Genomic DNA, 23102 nt, shown 5'->3' with positions numbered 1-23102 from the left:
CAGTTTCAGTTTATCGTAAATATAAAATTTTTAATACATGATGCCGAATTATCACCTGATAGTGCATGAACTGCGTATATCCCGGGAGATGAATCACTGGTATCAATCACAATATCCTGTTCTCCATTTTTATCAAGGGCAACAAGTCCATAATAGGCAGTAAAATAATCTCCTGTTTTTTCCGGGATAGTATCAATTATCGATAATCCGGTTGTAGTATTTGGAATGAATGAGCCGATTGTGTATGGTCCTGTTTTTTCATCATATAAAAAATCCTCATTCATAAATCTTGGATATACCTCTGATTTTTCTAAATCTGGTTGTAAATCCTGTGTTATCCATAGGTATACTCTTTCTAAAGGGTTTCCTTTCAATTTCAGTGAAAATATCTCCCTCTGATTTAATAATTCAGTTTCACTTGAAAAAGTTAGTCCTGAATCACATTCATTATCAGATGCCTGTAGTAATTTTTGCTCAGTTACTTCCTGGTGTATAAAATTGCTTTCAGGAATATCAAGAGCAGAAGTAGCTGTTTTTTGAATTGGTGTAGTTATTTCAGAATGAAATTCATCAGAAAAAATCGCTGCTGATTCTAAAACTTTGATGTAATATTTTCGTTCCTTCATGCCGGTGCTGGTGCCCTTAGAAATTTTCAGGACTACTGAGTATGTTCCGGGATTACTATACACATGTTCCGGATTTTGGATATTAGATGTAGTTCCATCTCCAAAATCCCAAATCCACGTCGATGGTTCTCCTTTAGAAAGATCAGTAAAGGTGACACTGAGAGGCGCCGGACCTGATTGAGGCTGACCGGTAAAATCAGCTGAAAAAGATGGAATCGTTACTGGAATTACTGGCATAAATGGATTTGAATAGGCTATGATAATATTTTCGAAAATAACTGTGTCTGAAAATCCTTTCTCATCCAAAACCATGAGTTTAATGGTATAGGTTCCTGGAGATATGTATGTATGAATAATCCCTGGCCCATCTCCGGTAAATCCATCTCCAAAATCCCAATGCCATTCTACGGGGGTTCCTTCTGAGATATCTGTGAACATAACATTCAGTGGAACTGGTCCCTGAACTGGTGCAATACTGGCCTTAGCAGTTATCGCATCTACACTTGTGCAGCATAAACTAACGAACAAAGAAAAGATAAACAGTACAATTATGTGCTGAATAATATCCCTCATAATCATCCCTCCAGGAGATCAGATAAGGTCAAAAGAGACTGATAAGAACTTAAACTTGTCCCCTGGAAGGTTTATAACTGCAAAAAAAGGAATCAAAATTCAGATTTGATAATGGCTTTTTCTTCTTTTTGAGCCCATATTGAAATGAAATGCTGTAGGATAATCCCGACAAAGGCACAAATAAGTCCACCAAAGGCACCCTGAATAATATATGTTATACCCAGTTCCTGAGTAACAGGGAATTGACTAATGCCCAGGTTGGAAAGTGTATAACTCATTCCTCCAAAAGCTAGAACACCAATTGCACAGATGAAGTAGGAAAAAATTACTGCGCGGGATAAACTTTCGCGTTCGTAGAGAAAACTATCTATCATCGATCCCAGAGAGGTAGTTATGGCTGCAAGGGTAAACCAGGCTACCGCCCCCCAGAGGAATATTATTGCCATTGGAAATATGCCACTTCCATCCCAGTAATTAGTCAGCGCATTAGTGCCTTCCATAACTCCCACAATGGCAAATATTAATCCTCCAATATATGTAACAAAGGAAAACCTACCCCGGTATAATGTTGAACGAAGGTCAATTACTTGTGTTCGGACAATATCATCAAGTGAAAAGCCTTTATAAAGCAGGTATCCGCCAATACATCCGGCAATTACAATTGTTGCTATTTCAGGTCGGTTTACTGTATAACTTATGGCATAGAGAAGAAGAGTCAGACCAGGAAGAACCAGAACAATTTTTGAAATTTTTGGATCACTTACCAATTTTTTCAGAATATAGTATGTACCTTCCAGGTTGGGCATCTGTGAAACTACAACTCTTTGGATAGAAGAAATTGTTATTTTTCCCTGAATGATTGGGAGAATATATTCATCTTCACCACCATCAGTGACGAGTATACACTGATTACAACCGGTTTGTGCAATTATTTCATCAAGTAAACGGGCAATTTTTCTATCACCCTCAATAAACCTGAAGTGGTTTCCACCGATAACGACAACCTCTGCATCTTCTCCATCTTGTATTAATTTATCATAAGTAGAGACTGCCTGAAAAATTGCATTTAAATCGGAGTCTTCAGGATCAGTCAAAGCGAGTTTAATTGCCGCATTCAGACAGGCTTCTCTTCCAATTACCGGACTTTCAATGGATGATTTAAATCCAATATCATCATCGCGGTCGATATTGAGAACTAATGTCCGGATAAAACCCATTACCAAGATATTGGTTTCATCCCTATAAATGACTTCTTTAAAAAAAGATTTTTGGGTTAAATAAGTCTGGAGCGCTGGAGAAGAAGCAGGTCTTCGGTGGTAAGTTTTTCTCCCGCCTTGAACTGTGAGAATATCTGTTCAGCTTCTTTCCGAACTTCTTTCTGCTCTTTGGTGTTTTTAACTTTTTTAGTCTTCTTGCGCAGACCGCCAATTACCTTATCATAATCGCGGAGTTCTTTCTGGCAGGAAATGAAGAGTTTATGCTCGTTATCAGCGGCTTCCTGTGCTTCAACAAATTTTTTATGTGATTCGTCTGCTTTCTCACGGGAAGAATCAGCTTTTCGATAGCATTCTACCATAAGGTCATGGTGTTTCTGAGCATCTTCGGCTAACTGGGTAACATGATCATGGATCTCAGATGCCTGTCTGCGAAGTTCTTTTGCCTGGGCAATTTTCTCTCTGACTTCTTTATTCTGCTCAATCTCAGCTTCCTGTTCCCGCAGTTGTTCTTTCAGAGCTTTAATCTTCTCAATGAGTTCACGTTCCTTCTCGGTAGTGAACACTTCGGTCTGTTGCCTGAATTCAAGATGCTCAATTTGCTTGTGCAATTCCTTGATACTGCGGCTCTTAATACCACCATGTTCTTTCTTGAAGGAATCAATTTCACCAAAGAGGACATTTGCCTGTTCATTGAGTTCGTTTCTCTTGTCCTTAAGTTCCTGAACTTCCTTGTTGAACTGGTCCCGGAGCTCTTTGTGCTTTTGAGCCTCTTCAACACATTCACGGGTCTGGTTATTTAGAGTATTTCGTTCACGGGCGAACTGGCTTGCCTGTGCATTATACTCATTCCGTTTTATTTTGTGATCCTCAGATCCCGAGACAGTTACTTTTCTTTTATCAATCAGTTCATTCAACATCGTTAACCAATCCTCGCATTAAAAAGGCACGTCTGGTATCCCCTACCGGTGCGAGAGATGGGACATACGCAAAAGCAATACGAAGTATGTACAAAAGGACGTGTGAAAACGGCAGAATCAGAGATAAGTATCGCTTCAGGTTTCTTAATCCGGAAACCTGCCACCCTGAAAGGGCAGTATAACATTCATCTGTTCGACTACAGTGCTTGTTCGTTACACGATCCACGTATGTTCGACTCCCAATACCAAAAGGCTCATGAACAAGAGTCCTTCGTTCATTAAATCGCGAAGGGATCCTGTGACCTTCTACTATTAAAAAGATAACATCGCTTTTAATAATTTCGTAAGAAGAAGAAGGGAAAAATGATATTGAAAGGTACTATGGCAGTTGTAATTAGGTCTTTGTGGTTTACATCCACATAATGTCAGGTCCACTTGCATAATCAATTGCAGTGGCTACTGACCGGGGTTTGATTCGCGCAATATCCGGGGTTTTGGGGTATCTGATCTGTTCTTCAATGCGGTCGAGTTTTTCCCGGTATGGCTGTTTTGGTTTGGCAACGGTATCGCCGTTTTTTACTCCGGTCATAATTGCAAGAACTCTGACTTTTCCCTCCATATCTGAGCGTATACGGGCTCCCCAGATGACATCTGCGTGAGGATCCAATTCATAGGTAAGAGAGGAAGCTATCTCTTCAGATTCTATGAGTGTCAGATCACTTCCGCCGGTGATGTGGATCAATGCCCCGGTAGCTCCACGGTAGTCAATGTCAAGCATTGGATTAGAAAGACATTCACGAACAACACTTTCGGCTTTGTTCTGCTGCTTTGATTCTCCAACAAGCATAGTGGCAACTCCACCTTTGCTCATTATTGCCCTGACATCAGCGTAATCAATATTAATCAGTGAAGGCTCTGTAATGGTTTCAGTAATTCCTTTTACGGTTTCTCCGATGAGCTGATCCATCACTGAGAATGACTGGGCCAGCGGGAGATTTGGAACAAAACTTTTGAGTCGGTTATTATCCAGCAGAATAACTGAATCACAGGCTTTTGACATTGCTTCAAGGCCGTCTTCAGCTCTGATTAGCCTGGCTTTTTCAACATCAAAGGGGTATGATACCATACCTACAACAATTGCTCCCTGCTCCTTGGCAATCTGGGCAACTGCAGGGGCTGAACCGGTACCTGTGCCTCCTCCCATGCCTGCAGTGATAAAGCAGAGATCAACAGATTCTAGAAGATTTTCAAGGGTCGGGCGTGCCATTTCTGCTGCTTTTCTGCCAATCTCCGGATAACCCCCTGCACCAAGTCCCTTTGTAAGGCTTTTTCCAATAAGGATTCTCTTATCTGCCTGTATCATGTCCAAGTGCTGTTTATCTGTATTGATGGCAATTGTTTCAGCGCCGGAGACACCCATATGATGAAGCCGGTTAATCGTATTATTTCCTGCCCCACCACAACCAATGATGACAATACGTGGTTGACCATCCATATCATCATCATAACACTGTGAATTGTTCTTGAGTTCTTTCTCTCTTTCCGCATTGATGACTGCGGCATTGATGATACTCTGCATACTTTAATCCCCCTCACGTCTAAAATGACAGTTGATCACTGTCAGCGAGCACTCTGGTTGCCCGCTTTTCGATGAGCATACGTACAGCATCCCTGATAGCCTCGGAGACGGTGGGAAATTCACCCGCCTCAACCATCTTCTCCAGCATTGTTATCTGCTGTTCAGGCAACCGGATGGTGATCCGCTTCATAACTGGGCCTCATGATCTGACATTTGTCGGTCATCTGTCTGTCATCCGTCTGACACATAGGTGACAAGAGTCAGACACAACGAGATACACAGAATACACCTCTTAGATAAATAAAGTTTTCGATATTTAATCAAACCAAATAGATATCTGTAAACAATCTGACGAATATGAATAGGAAAGAGATTATTGATGAATTATTATTCTGAACTCCGTGCTGTTCATGGAGGAAGAGCCAGATATATTGCAAAAAACAGGAGTGAAATAATTGATTTCAGCGCTAGTATTAATCCATTTCCCCCGAAAATTGACCTCTCTGTTCCGGTAGACGCATTATACCGGTACCCGGATGATGAATATTTAGTGTTAAAACAGATCATCGCCCGACATCATCAATGTTCACCGGAAAATGTTACGCTCGGAAATGGTTCAGTTGAAGTTATCCGCACCCTTTGTCACACCGTCCTTGGATGCGGGAAAAAATACTATGTGCCTCCTCATACTTTTGCAGAATATGAAGTATCAGCCCGTCTTGCTGGTGCTGAACCATCTGAAGAAGATGAGGCAGATGTGATTTTTATCTGCAATCCGGATAATCCATCCGGGGTATTATTAAGTCGCGATGATCTTTTCCAGAAGATAAATGATCTCAGAAAAGAAGGTAGAATTGTATGTATTGATGAAGCCTTTATTGATCTTTCCGATCCAAAACAGAGTATTATCGGAGAGCATTCTCCCGGAATTTTTGTTCTTCGTTCTCTAACGAAAAGTTTTGCAATTCCTGGTATAAGATTTGGGTATGGGATAGGAGATCCTGCCTTGATTGCATCCATGGAAGTAATGCGCCCCCCCTGGACCATTAATGCTCTTGCTGAATCTGTCGTTTTATCAGCATTCAGTCATTATCATGAACTGGAGTATTCAAGACAACGCATTCTTGTAGAGAAAAACCGGTTAATTTCTGTTGTCCAAAATCATGGTTGGGTTTGTTTCCCGGGTAGTGCAAATTATCTGTTAATTGATACAAAAACAGATGCGCGTATCATTACTGATCTCTTTTTGAAGCATGGTATTCTGGTTCGTGACTGTACTTCATTTGAACTTCCGACAAGTATTCGAATAGCCGTCCGGACTCCTGAAGAAAATGACCGTTTAATCAGGGCATTAGAGTCGTTTCATTCATGTATGCATTGATATTAGCCGGAGGAAAAGCATCCCGTCTTGGGATGGGAGAAAAGGCTCTTGTCAGATTTTTAAACCGCCCATTACTATCTTATGTTATTGAATCAGTGACTTCAGCCGGATTAGAACCATTTGTGATAGTCACATCACAGACTCCTTATACTTCGAACTATTGCAGAATCCAAGGAATTCCCCTGATATTAACCGATGGTGCTGGGTATGTGGAAGATATCTGGCAGGCAGTTTTAGATCTCTCAATTACTGGGCCCTTTCTTACAATTTGTGCAGATTTGCCCGGAATTACTCCCGAACAAATCAATTCGGTTCTTGACCTTTACAAGGAATCTGGTTATCCTGCATGTTCTGTTTGGACACCATATGCTGTTGATTTACCAACAGAAACGATATTCCGGATAAAAGATACGAATCATGATATCCCTGGAAAACCTGTGGGTCTGAATATACTCAGAGCAGACCTCATTGAAGAAGTGCAGGATGAACTAAAAATCCTGATTGAGGACCCCTTTCTTTCTTTAAATATTAATACCCGTGAAGAATTAGTTTTAGCGGAAAAAATATTCTCATCAGGTTGTAAAAGACTCAATCAACAACCAATCATCTTATAGCCCTAAGACTAACGTTTCTGTTATGAATGATTCCCGGGAAATAGAGCTTGATGGGCACATTATAGACTCAGGGATCATGGAACATGTCCTTGATTCCATCCTTGATATGGGTGGAGATTTCGAGATTCTTGAATTTTCTGTAGGTAAAAGAAAAACAGATACCAGTTATGCACGTATTCGCATCACCGGAACTGGTGCAGATAACCTGGATTCAATTATCAGCACACTTCACAGGCATGGGGCGAGATTAGTTGATTCAGATGATGTGAAACTCGTTCCTGCTGAAGGAAATCGTATTGTTCCTAAAGGATTCTATTCGACCACAAATTATCCGACTGAGATAAGGATTAACAACGAATGGATACCGGTAGAACAGATCGAAATGGATTGTCTAATCGTAGTTTCACCAGATAAACAAAGTGCCAGGGCTACCCCAATGTCTAAATTGGATAAAGGATCCCTCGTGGTGATTGGTGAACATGGTGTCAAAATTCATCCTCCCGAACGTTCCCGGTCCCATGAAGAATTTGAATTCATGGGAGGTTCTGTTTCATCTGAACGACCAACCGTAACAACGATTCGCAAGATTGCCCGTGAGATACTTGATACTCATAAAAAAGGTCTGAAAGTTGCACTGGTTGGAGGTCCGGCAATTATACACACCGGAGCTGATGCCGCAGCTGCATCCATGTTTCATGAAGGCTATATTGATATTCTATTCGCAGGCAACGCTCTGGCAACCCATGATGTAGAATTTAATTTATATGGGACCTCTCTTGGAATGGATATCAGAACCGGGGAACTAGTTTCGGCCGGTCATAAAAATCATCTGTATGCTATCAGTGAAATAATGAGAGCTGGTTCCATTAAAAGAGCTGTAGAGATTGGTGTTCTGAATTCCGGTATCATGTATGAATGTGTCAAACGTAATGTTCCTTATGTTCTTGCAGGATCAATCAGGGATGACGGACCTCTTCCTGATGTTATCACTGACAGCATGATTGCACAGGATGAAATGCGCCGATATGTTCCGGAGATTGGAATGGTCCTGATGATTGCGACGATGTTACATTCAATAGCAGTTGGGAACTGTCTGCCGTCTTATGTGATGACAGTCTGTGTTGATATTAATCCGTCAACTTTAACTAAATTAATGGATAGAGGCACTTCCCAGGCAATTGGTGTAGTGAGTGATGCCGGAGCTTTCTTTCCCATGTTACTTGAACAACTCCACGACCTGCAAAAAAAATAAAAAAACTTACCTGGTTAGGGGCATAGTCCAGGATTTTTCTTCACTCATTATATATTCCCATTCTTTTTTACAGGAACAGTCCATCTCCATAACTGATTGCATCAGATCCCGGTCAGCACTCAAATTATAATCTCTAATTGCATCCAGAATTACTGAGTCACATCTGCCGCAGTTGTGCGGGCCTCTGGTTTGCCCTCCTCCAATCGGGTCACAGGTAACATGTGCATTAGAACCTGCCAGGATTGAAGCTACACTCCAAAGATATGGGGGTCTGTATGCCTGTTGTTTCCACATGGATTCGACATGAGTATTTCTCTGGACTGTGCAGGGGTTCATTGATATAAGGTCACTTATTGGAATAATTTCTTTTATTGATTTCATCATGTCTGAATGAGCTTCTGATTCGGTAAGGTATGGCGGTTTATGCAAAAGATATGTTTTTACCTTTGCTCCACAGGCATGGATAACTTCAGTCATTTTCTGGAAATCGCTATATAAAAGCCCCTTGTCAATACATTTCTCTCTGATAATGTCTGATGTGGTTTCAAGACCTATTGCAATAAAAAGATCTGCTGAATCATTCTCTTCTTTAAGGGTTTCAACCATCATTTTCAGTTTGTCTTTATTAATGTAATCACATCGCGATTCAACAATCAGGGTTTTTCCTTTTACCAGATTGATGACTTTGTCCTGTATTTCTGATGGAACTTCTGCAGGATCAAGAAAACTACCCGATGTGTATAATTTTATTACCTGAGGTTTTACCTTGTTGATTTCTTCTTCAAGTTTATTTAACTGGGCTGACATGAGTCTGATTAATTCTCCAGTTTCTATTCCTACAAAGCGTTCGTGTCTGTATTGACACATTTTACACCTGTTCCAGGAACAGCCTCCCGAACGGATAATTGCTGTCACACTGGTAAGAATATTATCTGCGATACGATCCTGGCCATTCCAAATTGCCAGTGGGTCTTCGGGTTTTTTAATAGGTTTCATGATGGTTGTTCCTGGAATCTTCTCATTAGTAGATGGATATTCATTGCACATACCAACAATTAATTAGGTTGTTGAGTTCCACAATATTCACCATCCTTTTCAGAGGTTATTACTCATGAATTACCGATTTGTTCTAACATTAATAATACTGGTTCTATTTGTTATATTTTCCAGTCCGGTAAGCGCATATTATCTTACCATCGATGCGCCAGCACAGGTAAAGGTAGGTGAACCTATTAATGTCTCTGGATCTACGAACACCCCTCCACCTGATAGAGTTGACATCGTTTTTTCGAAATCTATTAATGTTCCGGTAGAAATTGAGAGGCAATCAATAGAGATAACTGAAAAAGGTGATAATTCTTTTAATGTTACATTTCAAACAACAGGACTTGAAAAGGGCAATTATAAGGTTGAGGGTCTTTCTGAATCCAAACGCGATTTTTCGGCAGGTTCACGTTCACTCAGGGTAATAAAACTGGTAGACAGATCTGACCTGATTACATTTACTTCTCCTACCTGGCAGGAATTTGAGAAAGAACTGGATATCGAAGCAAAAATTTCCGGCTATAAAGAAAATGCCATTCAAATGGAAGTTAAGAAGGATGAAGTGACTCTTTTTGGTCCGGAGTCGATTCCGGTATCCCATGGGGCAGTTGACTATGAATTGCCCATAGAAGAACCAGGTTCATATTCAATTTCTTTTTCTGATTATGATGGTTTTATCGGAACGTATACAATAGTTTCAGAAGAGAAAGATAACTATCGTCAACTTGATACTGAGCAAGTTCAAACCCCGGAAAAAACCGCTGAAATTACTACCGAACCAACAAAAATCAACACTGATGAAGGTAATGAAAAAAAAGAAATATCAAAGGAAAAATCCGGAAAAATTACCGGTATTTCCGCAAGCACTGAAGTTTCCCGAGATTCTCCTGCATATTTCCTTATTTTAACGAATTCAACTCCGATTTCTATACAGAGTTCTGATAATGAAGATTATGTATTAGAATATAAAACGACAGAAGATGGGGCTGTTGTTAAAGTAAACGACGAAATGGGAAAAGTTCCTGAAACCATTACAATTTCGGATTCAGTATCAGAAATATATCTTAAAGTCTATCCGTACAGTTACAAATCATCTGAAAAAGTCACAATAAGCACAGATTCCGGTAGTTCTATTGAATTATCTGATAAAGCAGCTAAGGCGTTTGGTGTTCCTCCACGATATGGAAATTCTGATGATGGGGCAGGTAAGGAAACTCCTCTTCCATTCTGGCTGGTTCTGATGAGTATTGGTCTTTCTCTAATAATCAGTAAAAAAAGAAAATAATTAACAGACACGAGGAACGGGATCACCGATAGGAGTCTCAATAAAGCGTTCTCCTCCTGCAGTGGTTTCCATAATGACTCCCTTTCCTTTCGTAACCGTTCCGATTATTGCAGCATCACGACCATATCGGTGTGACCGAAGTGCCTTTAAAACGGCTTCAGTGTCTTCTGCAGGGACACCCATTACAACTTTCCCTTCATTTGCAACTTCCAAAGGATCGATACCCAGTAACTGAGATGCTGCTCGGACAGATGATCTGATCGGAACCTCTTCTTCATGGATCCTGACCATCACCCCGGATTTTTTTGCCATTTCATTTATGGCACTTGCAAATCCTCCTCTGGTAGGATCTTTCATTGCATTGATTTTTCCAATTTTTAAAACGGATTGCACCATACCGGAGAGAGGTGCCACATCGGATATAATCTGATCCGCGAAATCAAATTCTTCTCTGCTGGCAAGTACTGCAAATCCGTGATCTCCAAGCGTTCCGGAAACAATAATATTATCGCCTGGCATTAGTCCATTATCACGAATGATGGTGTCTGCTACCCCAATTCCTGCCGTATTAATGGCAATTTTATCCAGAGCACCCTTTTCAAGAACTTTTGTATCTCCTGTGACAAGGGAAACATTTTCTTCACTTAATGCTTTATCCATAGAATCAATAATTCTGGATAGATCATCAAATTCAAATCCTTCTTCAAGGATAAGTCCACAGGATAAGGCAATGGGTTTACCGCCCATCATAGCAACATCATTGATGGTACCACAAACAGATATTCTCCCAATATCCCCGCCAGGAAAAAACAATGGCCGGACAACATGTGAATCTGTGGTAAATACTAATTGTTTATTTCCTATAGGGATAACTGCACCATCATCCAGGGATTCAAGGCCTATACCTCCGGCATTGGTATTAGAAATTTTTAAGAAAAGGTCTATGACTTCTCCCATCACTTCTCCTCCAGCACCATGCATTAATGATATTTTCATTTACTCAGCCTCAACTTCGATTTTCGTAACAACTACTTCTCTTCCTTTTTCTAATACCGGTAACTGACCACATTTTGGGCAGACAAATATTTCATTTCCTTCATATCCACAGGAACAACGGGTTAATGGAGGAACAATAGTACAAACAAGTTTAGTATTTTTAAACAAAGGTTCATCTTCAACGATTGTATTAAATAAAAATTCTACTTGTTCTGGGTTTATGATTGCTAACTCACCAAAATCCACATATATACTGCTGATGTACTGTGCATTGTTTTCAAGTGCTGCTTTCCGGGATGTAACAACAATGTCATATGCTATACTATATTCATGCATTAGAAAAGGACTCCTTTGAGCAGTAATGCAGGATCCAAGGTACACTCACAACAAATTAAATGGTTTGATATTGTCTGAATGGATTTTTTTAATATTATTAAAAATCTGATTGATTTTTAATATTTGAAAAAACCTTATTTTAACAAGTGATTTAGGATAAATACTCTTATTTGTTTTTAATATTCTTTTTATTATCGGGTTTTTTATCTCTCCTGATAATAAAATATGAAATCACGGGGATTACCACAAGCAGAAGTACAATCGCTCCCACAATATACCAGATATTAATGTCAAGATATTCATTTAGCGCATATACTGAATAACCAATTAAAAAACTGGACATAATTGAACCGATTGTGATCGATCCAAGAATTTCCAAGGGTTTCATACCCAGCATTTTTCCGATTATCGATCCTGAAACCGATCCGGTTCCTTGAAGTGGAAAAAAAACGAATAAAATGAGTCCGACGAAGTAGAGACGTTCAACCCACTGGTGTTCTGAGAGGTATTGTTCACCTTTCCTGATGAGATGCTGAATTATTGAGCCAAGATAAGTAATTCTGCAGATCAACTCAAAATTCCATATCATAAAAAGACAACAAGCGATGTCTATCAGTACAATTGATGTACATACTATCTGAAATGGAAATCCCAAAGCAATTGCTGTAGGAATAATACTCTCTTTTCCTGCTGGAGGAATGAAATATAATAAAAGCAGACCACCCAGTTCAAGTGCAGAAGAATATTCATAAAAATAAAATATTGCTCCGGTCAGGCACCCTGCAAGTAAAAAAGGAATAAGGATTCGAAGAATCCTGCTTATAACCGGAGAAAACCATATAAGTCCTCCGGAAATATAGCAGCCAAGTGGTTTAATATCTCTCAAAACAGGACACCAGATTAAATTTATATAAAATTATTCGGGGGCATTCAAAGATATATCACACCAGCATTATCAACATGGGTACTAACCGCGATTTTCAGATCCAACGGGTCTAATATTTTTGATAATGCTTCTTTTGAGAGATCTGTAATCACTGCAATTGAAGGCCCGACAGAACTCATCCCGACAAATTCAAGACCTGCTTTTCGTAGCTGGTGCATATATTGATAAAGTTCAAATGAATGGTGTTCAATTTCTGCTCTTTTAGATCCCCGAAATTCAATCTCCCACATAACATCTCCCATTTTTTTTATGTCATTATTATTTAATGCGGGGATAAAATCCATCAGAATAATATATGCCTTAAGCTCTCTGTCACGGTAATCAAGAGAGCGTGCTTTGTTCATGAGAAGTGAAAATTCTTCTTCTCCTGCTGATGAAATCGAGGAAGGAGGGATGACAATGTGGACATTTTTTCCCTGAGCGAATGAATGTTGATGAACAACAGTCAGGTTATCTCCCAGAATTGCCATACCTCCTCGTGTGCTTACTGCAGGCCCGACACCGGTTTCAAATCCATATGCTATCAGTCCACCTTCAGTCTCTTCAACATAATTGTTTCCGATTAGTATCCGGAGTTGATCCTGAGTTAGTGGATTCCCAATAGCACGGTTTGCTGCATTTGCAAGAGCAGTAAGGATAGTACAGGTAGATCCAAGACCAACATGTTTATAATCATGATCTGTTGCTTTTACTTCAAAACCCTCTGAATATCCGACGGTTTTACAAAATACTTCCAGGAAATGTCTGATAATAGCCGGTCTTGAATAATGGATAATATGTTCCCCTGAAATGCAGGAAAGTTCAACCTCTGCATAAACTTCAATCGCAAAACCAATACCTCCTCCACCTGCATGTCCTGGTGCAAAACGGTTCATATCAAGTACAGTGAGATGAATTCTACCCGGAACTCGTGTTTTGATTGGCTCTGCAGAGGGATTTAAAAAATATTTTTTTTCATATCCGCAGGTATTGATGTTTTCACCTGGATGAAAAGAGGTAAAGTCATATTCAACCAGATCAAGATCTCCCCCCCGGATTTTTAAAATTGTCATCAGTTTATCTTCCTGTCAAAAAAGATATTTTTCCCGGTTATTGATAACGGGATGCCATACGCACAGGTACAATCACTTAACATTTGTAGTGAAAGCGCAGCAACACCTGCAGTGAATAGAATTCTATTATCAGCATTGTGTATTTGTGCCGTTTTTGCAGCTGATCCAACTGCAATTCCCAAATCTGCCATCCGGATAACACAATTAGGGCCATAAAAAAGAGATTTCACTGGATTTTGTTTACATTTGTCCCGCATTTCTTTACATGTCTGAAAACCACAGCCTCCACAGTTCAGGCCAAGATCTTCTGTTCCCCGACATCCAATGAGAACGCATAAACCGCTATTACGGACATTTTTTGCATCACGAGGAAAAGGAGGAAGTCCGGTTTTTTCTCCTAAAGTAATCATTTCATCAGCAAGGCGGTTTAAGTCATCTCCTGATATTATTCTCGTTACGATTGTGTCAACACCTTTACCTTTAGGTGCCGTCCGTGCAGAAACTGCCATGAGTGATGCTATCATCATCAGGCCATCCTGTTCAGGATCCATAACCAAAATATCCGGGCGAGTATATATCTCCATTGATCAGCGGGCTTTTGTATGGTGATTAATATACGCAAGAATTGAACTATATGCCATCTCAGAGCCCCTGTATGCTTCCTGTCTTGCCGGGTCTGGTTCAGCCATCGAACGTGTTTTCATCTCTTCGTATTCTTTCAGGACAAAATTCATATAAATGAACAAATCTGCACTATCGTATCCAAAACGTTCAAGTGCAAGGCCGCATGCTCTATCCCATCCCTGTTTGGCATAGGTGGAAAGCGTATATTTTGTGGGGCTGTGTTTCATTTCAATCAGCATTTCGAGCATCTCATCTCTGCTGACTGCTCCTTTGTGCTCTTGAAACTGAGATGTTACTTTTTTGAAGAATTCATTCCATTCCTCTATCCACCTCTCCTGAATTTTTGCCGGATAATCTTCCCCATCTTTAGGAATTCTTTTGATGGACATTTTTGAGATTTCGTTATCGAACCCCTCAACAACCTGGGGAAAAGAGAAATTAATAGTAATTTTATAGTCTTTATCTGTCTGGAATGTATAAATAACCGAATAAGGAACTATTACAAAATCTCCTGATTTAATTTTTATAATAAGCCGGTTATTTGTTGCATATAACATGCAGTTTTCATAATAGAAATCATCGAACCAGAGATTCAGTCTTTCACGTGTTTTGACTATTTCAAATTGATCAAGCCCTTCTTTTGATCGGACCACACCTTCAATAAGAAAGAGGTCTTCTTCTTCCTCCTGCATTTGATGTTTTTTTCGGGCAATTTCTGATTGATATTGATTTATCTGAATATTGATGAATTTTTTCCAGTATTTCGGCCATTTGGAATCATCAAGCAGAGTCAGACCTCCACCTTCTTTTCTCTTTAGGCCATGCATAAAAATGCGGACGTATTCTTCTTTCCCATTAAAAAATCGCATAGGAGTATTACATCGTATGCAGAGGTAGCGTTCATTCTCTACGTAAATTTCATGGATGTGTTCATAAGAGAGTTTAATATATTGTTGTTTTTGATTTTTTATGATAAGTCGGAAGTTTGTAATATAAAATTTGGTAATAAACCGGGTCTTAGGAGTAAAAAATACTGCAGCAACTCCTTTTTTGAGCAATTTTTCCCCTTCCTGACAGTTGCTGCTCATTGCGATGATCCTATTGTGTTTTTCTCCCAGAAGTATATGCATCATCTGATATATTTTGGGAATCTAAAAAACCGTGATAACAGATGTTTACCGGAATTGATATTGGGGGGACAAATACTGATATTGCTATCATCGATTCTCTTATTCAGACATATAAAGTTCCTAATTCTAAAGGTGTAAGTGCTGCTCTAAAGAATATTTCATCAAATGGGCGCCTTGCCGTTAGTTCTTCTCAGCCGCTCAATGAAATACTCACGGGTCCCCCTGCAATGATAAAGAGTATTACCATACCGGGTCCGGGTCTCGTGTATCCTGGTGCAATTCAGGGTGCTGTATCACATAGAGGTGATGTGGTTGAACCTGTTAATCCTGAAGAAATTAAAACCCTTATGAAAAGTTCACATGCTCAAGCAGTTGCAATCTCCGGAAAATTTTCAGTAAGAAATGATTCTCTTGAACAACAGGTATTTTCTATTGTTTCTGATTATATCTCTCCAGATAAGATTGCTGTAAGTGCGCCGATTGGAGCGTTAAATTTTCCTGCCCGAATAAAGACAACAATTCTGAATGCGAGAATAAAAAATAAAGTTGCTGGATTAATTAAAGAAATAAAGCAAACAAGAAAGGATTTTTTCTTTGTAACTTCAACCGGAGGTCTTACTTCTCCGGAGCGTGCCATCCAGAATCCTTCATTACTTTATCATTCAAGTCCGGCAACTGTTGCGAACGGGGCATATTATCTGACCCGGAATAAAAACTGTCTTGTTATTGATATTGGTGGGACTACTACCGAGTTAGTGCCTCTTGTAAACGGAAAACCTCTTTTTAATACTGTAATTGTTGAAAATTCTAAAACCCTGATTAACGCAGTTGAGGCACGGAGTATACCGTATGGTGGTGATTCCTGTATAAGAGAGAACCTGTGTTCATTCAGGGTCGGTAATTCACGCTCATTTGGGGGAGGTGAGCCCACGCTGACTGATGCACTGAATGTATGTGGAGCACGGATTGGAGACGAGAGTAGATCTCATGTGATAGATCCTGACCTTGCCCATGAAATTGTTCAATATTATCTGGAAATGGTTTCATCAGCAGTAAGGGAATACCGGCCTTCTGCGATTATTGGAACCGGATATCTAGCTCATTATCTTCTCTCGGATATATCCGAACGCGCACAGGTCCTCGGAATTGTTCCAGAGCATGCTGGTTCGGCAAATGCAGTTGGTGCTGCAGTATCACGGTTATGTCTTGAAGTTCATATTCACGTGGATACTGAAAAAAAACGCATGACGGTGAATGGAAAAGAAAGTCCCTATGTTCATATCATGGATAATGAGGATTTATTGGCATATGCAAAAGAATTGGTGCAGAATCTGGCTATTTCAGAAGGGGCACCGGAAGAGGATGTTAAAGATGTTACAGTCTTTCATTTTTCCTCGTATGATGTAATTCGTGGATGGAAAGTGACTGCAAAAATTACTGATATAATTTTAGGAATAACTCCCGGAATTACTGTGGAGGCATTATGATCTGCGGTATTGTTTATGATAATGCCTATCTTATGCATGAACAAAGTCACACTCATCCGGAACGAAGAGAGCGTCTGTCATATACTTTGGATCAATTAGAAGAAGAAGGAATTTTTGATCTTCCTGAGATTAAACTCATTTCTCCGGTACCTGCAAAAAGGGATGATGTTCTGTTAGTTCATTCCGCAGAATATCTGCGATTTTTAGAAGAAACTTCTGTTCATGGTGGAATAATTGATGCTGATACGATTATTCCGAAAGATCTCATTCATGATGCATTACTCGCTGCAGGAGGAGCAATACAAGCAGCTGATGCAGTATTAAATCAGGAAGTCAAAAATGCATTTGTTCTCGCAAGACCCCCCGGTCATCATGCGGGAAAAGCCAGTGGGGCAGGCTTTTGTTATCTAAATAATGTTGCCATTATGGTTCGGCATCTGCAAAGACGCGGCATGAGAAGGATCATGATCCTTGATTGGGATGCTCATCATGGGAATGGTACTGAGGAAATATTCTATGATGATCCGACTGTTCTTTTTTGTTCAGTTCATCAGTACCCCTTTTACCCGGGTTCAGGAAGGATTGACGATATTGGTGTTGGTGACGGAAAAGGATACAATATTAACCTTCCGATTCCTGCCGGAAGTTCAGATAAAGTTTACCGATATCTTCTTGAAGAGATAATTATTCCCCTGGCTGAAGAGTATATGCCTGATGTCATTGCAGTTTCAGCGGGTCAGGACAATCATTTTTCTGATCCGCTCACAGGTCTTGCATTAACCGCGCAAGGATATGCCCGACTTATGCAGGAGATGTGTATTGTTGCTGATTCAATTTGTTATGGAAGACTGATCGCAGTACTAGAAGGTGGTTATAGTGTAGAGGGGGGTCTTCCCTATACTAATCTAGGTCTAATTGCAGCAATGGCCGGACTTGATATCTCCGGTATTCGTGAGCCTGCTATTTATCAGGAATTATTACAAAAGTCAGTATCAGAGGAAGCTTTTCCTAAAGTTTTAAAAATGGTTTCTAATTTAAAAAAGAAATTATCTAATCATTGGTACTTTATTCATCGTTCATATTAAAAGAAAAATAACTGTACTATTTATACCGAATAACGTATGAGAGACATATTATGACCATAAATCCGGATCATGTGGATGGAATTGATAAGGGTAAGATAATGCTCTATGCCCTTTCAACCTGTATTCATTGTAAGCAGACACGAAATTTACTTGATGAATTGCATGTTGCGTATGATTACCTGTATGTTGACAAGTTAAACAAAGAGGATATGAATTCAGTTCTCATGGATATCGAAAAATTCAATCCGCGAGGTTCTTTTCCGACATTGGTAATTAATAATAGTAAAGTCATCGTAGGAAGCAGGCTTGATGAGATAAAGGAAGCATTGGGATGATATCTACCGTCGTTTCTCCGGAGAAAGTTGAACGCCGATTAAAAATTCTGGATAGTGAGGCAAAACAATCGGGATATTTTTTAAACCCGGATATGGATTTTACTCGTGGTCTTGTTGAAGGGCTCATACTGAATGCTGAGCGATATGGATATGAGTCATGTCCCTGCAGGCTGTCTTTTGGTGAGAAAGAGAAGGATCTGGATATTATTTGTCCATGCGATTATCGTGATGATGATTTATCTGAATATGGTGCATGTTTTTGCGGGCTTTATCTTTCTGAATCACTCATAAATAAAAATTCACCTGCCCCGGTTGTACCGGAACGAAGACCTTCTTTACATGATAGAAACCTGCAACCAGTAAACGCCACAATTCCAGGTCAGTTGCCATATCCTGTTTTCCGATGTAAGGTATGTGGTTATCTCTGCGCCAGAACCAGTCCTCCGGAAAAATGTCCGATATGTAAAGCAGACAAGGATAGATTTGAGATCTTCATCTGATCGAAAACCAATATCATCTTATTCTTATCTGGAGAAATTAAGTTTCGTGACTTTGGTAACACTTGAAATTGTTGGTTATAAAAATTCAGAATGCTCCCCCTTTCCATGTGATGAAAACCGGACATGCGGTCTTACTTCCTGTGCCCCTTCAGCAAGCCTTGAGAGAGCATTTGATGCTCTGAAAGATGAATTAAAAAAGGAATTTGGTGACAGCATCAGTATGAAGCTTACATTTCTGGACGACTATATTCCTGATTATATCAAAGATATTTATGAACGTGATCATCCGGCTATTCCCATGGTTCTTGTTCAGGGTGCGATTATTCCGGTAGGGAGGATCTCCCTGGAACCAATTCGTGAGGCAATTTTACGTGAAATGGCTGCCTAATGAATCGAAAATTATCTTGCATTAATGTATAATATTTTCAAATAAAGAAATACCGGTTAGAAGATGACCTTTGAAACATCTACAGGTGAACTCTCTGATTCTGCTCCGGTTGTAGTTTTTGAGAGAAATCCAGACGATATCTGGAAGATAAGGAATATTTCACGGAATCACATACTTCATGGGATCCTCATAAATTATTCAGGTCATGAAACTGATTACCTCTCTGATGTTTTTCCGGATGATCAAAACCTCGTGAGCAGGAAACTGGGTGCAGCGATTCTTCAGTATAAGGATAGTGTGCAACTTAGATACCGATTGAAGACATCTTCCTCATTTAGATGGATAGAAGAGCATTGTTCCTTATCATACTCTGAAACCGGGGCACTTTTAAAAGCTACAAGTTATCTGTGGATGAGTGTTCTTCCAGTTGAATGGGCACTTTTATCAAAAGGTTCAGAAACCTGGAATACTTTGAATTCTAAAGTAAGGCACGATATTCTGAATCAGCTTACTGCAATTCTTGGTTACCTGGAATTATCCGGAGATTTAATTTCAGATCCGATGTTAATTGAATTTACAAAAAAAGAGCAGAACGCTGCTGAAAAAATCAGGGACAGATTAATATTTACTCGTGAATATCAAAAAATCGGTCTGTATGAATTTTCATGGGTGCCAATAGATGATGCAATCCATGAATCTTTAAATGAAATTGTCCTAAATCCTATAAATCTCTCAATAAATTGTAATAATGCTGCACTATTTGTTGATAAAAATTTTTATCTCGCTTTGGGAAAAATTTTTATGAATATTCCTGAACATGCCAAAGGAGCAACTATTGTCACAGTATCATTCAGTGCTTTAGAATCCGGGGGAATTCTTGTAATTGAGGATAATGGTTGTGGTATCCCGGAACAACAGAAGAATCGGATTTTTGACTTAGGGTTTGGTTCAGGGAGCGGTTACGGTCTTTTTCTCGCGGAAAAACTGTTGTCGGTTTTTGGTATTACCATCTGTGAAAAAGGACTTCCGGGTCAGGGAGCAAGGTTTGAATTATCCATTCCTTCTTCTATTCTTAACATTCGTGCGTTGGATTAATGAATTATTTTGTCATAAGGTTTTTATATTGAATGGTTTAATTAAGAAATGTTCCCTGAAAAGTGAGGTATTTTCGAGAAAGATACGTACCGGATATTAGCGTGTTTCTGATTTTTCTATTCTCATATTCCAGAAACCCTGAAGAACCAGTCCCATGAATATTTTTTCAGTAAAAAAAATTTTTGATGATAATTGGGATATTTCATGAGGTTTTTTCGATAAATTCGAGTAATCAAAAAAATGAAGATTTATAGATGGTGTGATGAGGCAGAGTAATCTCGCGCTGTGAGTCAGATAATGAATAGTATTAAAAATATATTCCGGGGGAACCAAAAGGTACTCCTGCAAAGAATAACATAATTCATCTTGTTTTTTTCCGTATTTATCATAATTTTCCTTTATGCTGATAGAGTTACCAAATATGCTTATCATCAGATATTCCGGTAATCTCTTATTTAATTCTCACCGAATCAGTACAGTATTCTGTACCAGTGCTTGGTATATATTCATGATTAAGTTCTACAGAGGTCTTTAATGAGTAGAAATATTGCAATTGAGATGTTGAACCAGATTCCGGTTCACGATCAACAGATAGAATTGGTGGAACGTAAGTGCCTTGGCCATCCTGATAGCATTGCTGATGGTATTGCAGAATCAGTCAGTCGTGCGTTATGTAATACCTATATCGATCAGTTTGGTGGTGTTCTTCATCATAACACTGATCAGGGTGAGATTGTCGCTGGTGAGTCTTTGCCTCAATTTGGAGGAGGAAAAATTATTAAACCAATTTTTATCCTTCTTGACGGTCGGGCAACAAAAGATTTTAACGGTGAAAAGATATCTGCTGAAACAGTAGCACTGAAAGCTGCTAAAGATTATTTGAAAACCATCCTGCCTGAACTTGACATTGAAAAAGAATTGATAATGGATTGCAGACTTGGCACTGGATCAACTGATCTTCGCGATGTTTTTAAACCTGAAACCGGAAAGATTCCCCGGGCAAACGATACCTCTTTTGGTGTGTCTTATGCACCGTTCTCAGATATTGAACGGTGCATTAGGGAAATTTCATCCTATATTGATAATACCCTCCGACCAAAATATCCGGTTTATGGTCAGGATATTAAAATCATGGGACTTCGTCAGGGAAATTCTATCAATCTCACCATATGTTGTGCAATGGTTGACCGGTATGTATCATCTTTGTCAGATTACATTGACTATCGTGAAAAACTTGCTGAAGAAGCTCTCAAAATTGCAAAGACCTGTACTGACAAACAGGTTGTTATCAATGTTAACACTGCAGATTGTGATGTTGAATGCAGCCTGTTTTTAACAGTCACCGGAACATCTGCTGAGATGGGTGATGATGGTTCTGTTGGTCGCGGGAACAGGGCAAATGGTCTTATTACTCCTAACCGCCCGATGAGCATGGAAGCTACCAGTGGGAAGAATCCAATAAACCACATCGGAAAAATTTACAATCTTCTCTCAAATGAACTTGCACATAAATGTGTTGAGAAGGTTGACGGGATTGCAGAGATTCAGGTCAGGTTATTGTCCCAGATTGGAATGCCTATTGATGAGCCTCTCATTGCAAGCGCTCAGATAATTCCGAAACCCTCCTTTACCCTTAAAGACATTGAAAAAGATGTTTATGAGATATTTGATTCAGGTCTTGAGAATATCTCCTCAGTAACTGAGCGGGTAATCAAAGGCGAATTGAAGACATTTTAATGACATATAGCACGAATCCGATTCAGGATCGGAACCAAATTTTTTCAATCCGTATTGCTATTCCTAATAAAGGAAGAATTTCCATCCCTATCAGAGAATTAATAGAACAATCAGGGCTTGGAATTTTCGATAACGGAGAACGGACTCTTATTGCACGTACCCGTGATCCACATGTTGAAATTCTTTATGCAAGACCAATTGATATACCTGAATATGTAGCTTCAGGAGTAGCTGATCTTGGTATTACCGGCCATGATATGGTAATTGAGAGAAGTTCTCATGTTACTGAATTACTCGATCTTGGATTTGGTAACGCTTCAGTTGTACTTGCTGTTCCGGATGATTCCGCATTAAAGACTCCAAAAGACTTGGAAGGAAAAAGAGTATCCACAGAATTTCCTGCAATAACCAGAAAATATTTTAAAAAAATTGGTGTTATTCCAAAAATTATCCCGGTCGGAGGGGCATGTGAAGCGACACCTTCTCTTGGAATATCAGATGCTATTGTAGACCTTGCAAGTTCAGGAACGACTCTAAGACAAAACCATTTGCAGGTAATTGATACGGTTCTTGATACCAGTACATTTCTTATTGCAAATCCTCTTTCCTGCACGAGTAAAAAAGAAAAAATTGATGAGATTCACCTGGCCCTTGAGAGTGTAATTAATGCAAAAGGGAAATGTTATCTGATGATGAATGTGAAGCGAACTTCAGTAGATACGATAAGGACTATTATTCCAGGAATGGGTGGTCCGACGATAATGGAAGTCGCTTCATCATCGGACATTGTAGCAGTTCATGCGGTAGTAGATGAGGAGAAAGTCTATCAACTCATTAACCGGTTGAAACAAGCGGGTGCAAAAGATATTCTTGTTATGAATATTGAACGTCTTATTCGGTGAA

General features: G+C 39.5%; 25 protein-coding genes. 12 read left to right on the top strand and 13 right to left on the bottom strand.

Annotation, left to right across the window (positions count from 1 at the left end; translation table 11 throughout):
* Positions 1–5: 5 nt before the first annotated feature.
* The 6 genes from DLD82_RS05860 to DLD82_RS05835 form a co-directional block, all read right to left on the bottom strand.
* Positions 6–1199, bottom strand: a complete 1194-nt coding sequence (locus DLD82_RS05860; protein ID WP_181391277.1) for a PKD domain-containing protein — start codon at positions 1197–1199, stop codon at positions 6–8.
* A 92-nt stretch (positions 1200–1291) separates the two neighbouring features.
* Complete coding sequence (locus DLD82_RS05855; protein ID WP_109940166.1) at positions 1292–2416, bottom strand: DUF373 family protein; 1125 nt, start codon at positions 2414–2416, stop codon at positions 1292–1294.
* Between the two features lie 56 nt (positions 2417–2472).
* Entirely contained in the window at positions 2473–3333 is an 861-nt protein-coding gene (locus DLD82_RS05850) for a coiled-coil protein (protein ID WP_109940165.1), read from the bottom strand.
* Positions 3323–3559 (bottom strand): hypothetical protein, encoded by a 237-nt coding sequence (locus DLD82_RS18215; protein ID WP_146199707.1) that lies wholly within the window; start codon positions 3557–3559, stop codon positions 3323–3325. Before DLD82_RS18215 ends, DLD82_RS05850 begins: the two co-directional genes overlap by 11 nt.
* Before the next feature lie 183 nt (positions 3560–3742).
* A complete protein-coding gene (gene ftsZ / locus DLD82_RS05840) occupies positions 3743–4912 on the bottom strand; it encodes a cell division protein FtsZ (protein WP_109940163.1) in 1170 nt (389 codons plus the stop codon).
* Between the two features lie 19 nt (positions 4913–4931).
* On the bottom strand, positions 4932–5102 hold the full coding sequence (locus tag DLD82_RS05835) for a ribbon-helix-helix domain-containing protein (RefSeq protein WP_109940162.1): 171 nt from the start codon (positions 5100–5102) through the stop codon (positions 4932–4934).
* Positions 5103–5291: 189 nt separating this feature from the next.
* Between DLD82_RS05835 and DLD82_RS05830 the strand changes: the two genes are divergently transcribed.
* The 3 genes from DLD82_RS05830 to DLD82_RS05820 are packed head-to-tail and all read left to right on the top strand — an operon-like array spanning position 5292 to position 8159.
* Entirely contained in the window at positions 5292–6293 is a 1002-nt protein-coding gene (locus DLD82_RS05830; protein ID WP_109940161.1) for a pyridoxal phosphate-dependent aminotransferase, read from the top strand.
* Positions 6281–6907: an NTP transferase domain-containing protein gene (locus DLD82_RS05825; protein ID WP_109940160.1), complete on the top strand. Its 627-nt coding sequence runs from the start codon at positions 6281–6283 to the stop codon at positions 6905–6907. The genes DLD82_RS05830 and DLD82_RS05825 overlap by 13 nt, the downstream gene beginning before the upstream one ends.
* Before the next feature lie 22 nt (positions 6908–6929).
* On the top strand, positions 6930–8159 hold the full coding sequence (locus tag DLD82_RS05820) for an ornithine cyclodeaminase, nickel-pincer nucleotide-dependent (RefSeq protein WP_109940159.1): 1230 nt from the start codon (positions 6930–6932) through the stop codon (positions 8157–8159).
* Between the two features lie 6 nt (positions 8160–8165).
* On the opposite strand, the gene DLD82_RS05815 is transcribed toward DLD82_RS05820, so the two are convergent.
* Positions 8166–9155, bottom strand: coding sequence for an archaeosine biosynthesis radical SAM protein RaSEA (locus DLD82_RS05815; RefSeq protein WP_109940158.1), 990 nt, complete (start codon positions 9153–9155; stop codon positions 8166–8168).
* A 115-nt stretch (positions 9156–9270) separates the two neighbouring features.
* Here DLD82_RS05815 and DLD82_RS05810 point away from each other — a divergent pair, with 115 nt between their 5' ends.
* Positions 9271–10488: a hypothetical protein gene (locus DLD82_RS05810; RefSeq protein ID WP_109940157.1), complete on the top strand. Its 1218-nt coding sequence runs from the start codon at positions 9271–9273 to the stop codon at positions 10486–10488.
* On the opposite strand, the gene hypE is transcribed toward DLD82_RS05810, so the two are convergent.
* The 6 genes from hypE to DLD82_RS05780 all read right to left on the bottom strand — a co-directional run bounded on the left by hypE (position 10489) and on the right by DLD82_RS05780 (position 15530).
* Entirely contained in the window at positions 10489–11484 is a 996-nt protein-coding gene (gene hypE / locus DLD82_RS05805; protein WP_109940156.1) for a hydrogenase expression/formation protein HypE, read from the bottom strand.
* On the bottom strand, positions 11485–11820 hold the full coding sequence (locus DLD82_RS05800; protein WP_109940155.1) for a hydrogenase maturation nickel metallochaperone HypA/HybF: 336 nt from the start codon (positions 11818–11820) through the stop codon (positions 11485–11487). It lies immediately after the preceding gene.
* Between the two features lie 166 nt (positions 11821–11986).
* Entirely contained in the window at positions 11987–12706 is a 720-nt protein-coding gene (locus DLD82_RS05795) for a small multi-drug export protein (RefSeq protein WP_181391276.1), read from the bottom strand.
* A gap of 44 nt (positions 12707–12750) precedes the next feature.
* A complete protein-coding gene (locus DLD82_RS05790; RefSeq protein WP_109940153.1) occupies positions 12751–13818 on the bottom strand; it encodes a GHMP kinase in 1068 nt (355 codons plus the stop codon).
* Complete coding sequence (locus DLD82_RS05785) at positions 13818–14402, bottom strand: ferredoxin domain-containing protein (protein WP_109940152.1); 585 nt, start codon at positions 14400–14402, stop codon at positions 13818–13820. Before DLD82_RS05785 ends, DLD82_RS05790 begins: the two co-directional genes overlap by 1 nt.
* A gap of 3 nt (positions 14403–14405) precedes the next feature.
* Complete coding sequence (locus DLD82_RS05780) at positions 14406–15530, bottom strand: hypothetical protein (RefSeq protein ID WP_146199706.1); 1125 nt, start codon at positions 15528–15530, stop codon at positions 14406–14408.
* 83 nt (positions 15531–15613) lie between these two features.
* Here DLD82_RS05780 and DLD82_RS05775 point away from each other — a divergent pair, with 83 nt between their 5' ends.
* From DLD82_RS05775 to hisG, 8 genes are all read left to right on the top strand, one after another.
* Positions 15614–17059, top strand: coding sequence for a hydantoinase/oxoprolinase family protein (locus DLD82_RS05775; RefSeq protein ID WP_109940150.1), 1446 nt, complete (start codon positions 15614–15616; stop codon positions 17057–17059).
* On the top strand, positions 17056–18144 hold the full coding sequence (locus DLD82_RS05770; protein WP_109940149.1) for a histone deacetylase family protein: 1089 nt from the start codon (positions 17056–17058) through the stop codon (positions 18142–18144). Before DLD82_RS05775 ends, DLD82_RS05770 begins: the two co-directional genes overlap by 4 nt.
* A gap of 50 nt (positions 18145–18194) precedes the next feature.
* On the top strand, positions 18195–18479 hold the full coding sequence (locus DLD82_RS05765) for a glutaredoxin family protein (protein WP_245920378.1): 285 nt from the start codon (positions 18195–18197) through the stop codon (positions 18477–18479).
* Positions 18476–18979: a ferredoxin-thioredoxin reductase catalytic domain-containing protein gene (locus DLD82_RS05760; RefSeq protein ID WP_109940148.1), complete on the top strand. Its 504-nt coding sequence runs from the start codon at positions 18476–18478 to the stop codon at positions 18977–18979. Before DLD82_RS05765 ends, DLD82_RS05760 begins: the two co-directional genes overlap by 4 nt.
* Positions 18980–19025: 46 nt before the next feature.
* Positions 19026–19367, top strand: a complete 342-nt coding sequence (locus DLD82_RS05755; RefSeq protein ID WP_109940199.1) for a hypothetical protein — start codon at positions 19026–19028, stop codon at positions 19365–19367.
* 63 nt (positions 19368–19430) lie between these two features.
* Positions 19431–20462, top strand: a complete 1032-nt coding sequence (locus DLD82_RS05750; RefSeq protein ID WP_109940147.1) for a sensor histidine kinase — start codon at positions 19431–19433, stop codon at positions 20460–20462.
* 534 nt (positions 20463–20996) lie between these two features.
* Complete coding sequence (locus tag DLD82_RS05740) at positions 20997–22199, top strand: methionine adenosyltransferase (RefSeq protein WP_109940145.1); 1203 nt, start codon at positions 20997–20999, stop codon at positions 22197–22199.
* A complete protein-coding gene (gene hisG / locus DLD82_RS05735; protein WP_109940144.1) occupies positions 22199–23101 on the top strand; it encodes an ATP phosphoribosyltransferase in 903 nt (300 codons plus the stop codon). The genes DLD82_RS05740 and hisG overlap by 1 nt, the downstream gene beginning before the upstream one ends.
* Position 23102: the final 1 nt, after the last annotated feature.

The organism is Methanospirillum stamsii (genome assembly GCF_003173335.1).
In the GTDB taxonomy this organism is placed as follows: domain Archaea; phylum Halobacteriota; class Methanomicrobia; order Methanomicrobiales; family Methanospirillaceae; genus Methanospirillum; species Methanospirillum stamsii.
Note: the sequence above shows the minus strand (reverse complement) of the source record. Positions and strands in the feature narration are given on the sequence as shown.